Consider the following 1,807-nt stretch of genomic DNA (forward strand, 5'->3'; position numbering starts at 1 on the left):
TCCCGGACCCCGGCCATCTCCTCAGGTGTCACACCATCCCAACGACACCCGCACACCAACAGACACGCCACCCACGACTGAAGCTGACCAAGCTCTACTAGGCCGTGTTGCGCAAGTGGATCAAAGGGCTCGTTCGGTGTCTGGTACGGGTCGTGTGATGCTGGCCCAATGACTGATCAACGCGAGGTTGTCATCGTCCGCTGGCCAGGTCAGGGCCCTTCCGTGGATCGGTTGGCCGAGTTGTTGGCGGCCTACCATCTGCGGACGGAGGCCGAGAAGGGCGAGGCCGTTGTCGATGTGGAGGGGTTGCCGGACCGCTACCGGGCAGAAATCTTGGACCCGCGGGCCGCGTTCGCCGACGATGTCGTGCTGATGGCTCTGAGCGGCGACACGGCCGTGGGCTGCCTGGTGGTGACCGCCCCCGTCGGCGGGCGGTCAGAGGTCAAGAGGCTTTGGACAGACCCGGCATTCCGGAGCCGGGGCATCGCGTCCGGCCTGGTCAGCGCCGCGCTTGGGCACTCCACGGAAAGCGGTGTCAGCACGGTACGGCTGTCAGTGTGGAAGTGGCGGGAAGGTGCCATCGCCCTGTACGAGCGGCTCGGTTTCACCGTCGCCGAATCGTGGGAGGAACGGGATCAACTGGCGTGCATGGAGCGTGCCGTGTGAAGGGTCACAGCCACTCGTTGATGGCTGCGACCAGCACGGTTGCCTCGTAGCGGACGGCGAGCTTGTCGTATCTGGTGGCTACGGCCCGGTGGCGTTTGAGGCGATTGATCCCGCACTCCACCGCGTGGCGCTCCTTATATTCGGCCTTGTCGAACTTCGGCGGCCGACCGCCGCGGGAACCATGTTTCTTGCGGTTGCGGACCTGGTCGGCTTTCTCCGGGATGGTGCAGCGGATGCCGCGCCTCCGCAGGTAGGCGCGGTTCGCGCGTGACCCGTATGCCTTGTCAGCGCGGACCTTGTCCGGCCGGGTGCGCGGCCGGCCCAGGCCGAGGCGGGGCACCCGCATGGCCTCCAGGACCGGCTGGAACTGCGGGCTGTCGTACCGTTGGCCTGCCGTGACCAGCAGCGACAACGGCTTCTGCTCCTGCTCAACCGTCAAGTGCAGCTTCGTGGTCAGCCCGCCCCGCGAGCGCCCCAGGCCGTGGTCGTCGGGCTCGGTGTCGACGCCGCCAGGAGGCTCCTTCTGCTCGGCCCCTTTTTACGGGCTCCGGGAGCATGCTGGTGGGCCCGCGCGATCGTGGAGTCCACGCTGACGTCCCAGGTGATCAGCCCTTTCGCGTCGGCCTCGGCCTGCAGCTGTACGAAGATCTGCTTCCAGGTGCCGTCGCGCTGCCAGCGCCGGAACAGGTCGTAGGCCCGGTCCCACGGCCCGTACCGCTCCGGCACGTCGCGCCACGGCGCACCGGCCCTGGTCCGCCACCGTATGCCGTCGATCAACTGCCGCCGCGTCCACGTCTGCGGACGGCCCGGCTTCTTGCCCGCCGGCAACAACGGCTCCAGCCGGGCCCACTGGCCGTTCGTCAGATCTCCACGCCCCACGACGCGTGATCATCCACGACCTTGATCCACTTTCGTAACACGCCCTAGTAGGGCTTGGTCAGGTCGGTTGTGGTGATGCGTGTCCTGCCGGCCCGGTGTGGCGTTGAGAGTGTGTGACTCCGGACGAGATTGCTGCGGTGTGGTGAGTTGGAGGCGTTCGCGGCGGAGGTGTTCGAGCCGTTCGCGCGCAAGGATCAGCGTCGATGGGGGCAGGTGTATCTGCGGGGGCTGCTGACCGACGGGCAGCGTAAGTCGGTCGAGC

Annotated in this window: 3 protein-coding genes; 2 read left to right on the plus strand and 1 reads right to left on the minus strand. The window is 67.3% G+C overall.

Going from position 1 to position 1,807, the window contains the following annotated elements; translation table 11 throughout:
* The first annotated feature begins 168 nt into the window (after window positions 1–168).
* Window positions 169–666: a GNAT family N-acetyltransferase gene (locus tag IE239_RS41290; RefSeq protein ID WP_190154582.1), complete on the plus strand. Its 498-nt coding sequence runs from the start codon at window positions 169–171 to the stop codon at window positions 664–666.
* A gap of 4 nt (window positions 667–670) precedes the next feature.
* On the opposite strand, the gene IE239_RS41295 is transcribed toward IE239_RS41290, so the two are convergent.
* Window positions 671–1,545, minus strand: a protein-coding gene (locus IE239_RS41295) for an IS5 family transposase (protein ID WP_373308240.1) whose coding sequence is annotated in 2 segments (ribosomal slippage) — window positions 671–1,152 and window positions 1,152–1,545 — 876 coding nt in all. Because the reading frame shifts where the segments join, the coding sequence is not laid out codon by codon here.
* Window positions 1,546–1,674: 129 nt separating this feature from the next.
* On the opposite strand from IE239_RS41295, the gene IE239_RS41300 reads away from it, so the two are divergent.
* Window positions 1,675–1,807 (plus strand): transposase (locus tag IE239_RS41300; protein ID WP_190154493.1); only part of this gene is annotated, 133 nt, incomplete at its 3' end.

The sequence above is a fragment of the Streptomyces humidus genome, assembly GCF_014649655.1.
Taxonomy (GTDB): domain Bacteria; phylum Actinomycetota; class Actinomycetes; order Streptomycetales; family Streptomycetaceae; genus Streptomyces; species Streptomyces humidus.

Bases quoted from the DNA above. Each gene is read 5' to 3' on its own strand.
- IE239_RS41290 (WP_190154582.1), top strand. From the start codon at position 169: ATGACTGATCAACGCGAGGTTGTCATCGTCCGCTGGCCAGGTCAGGGC.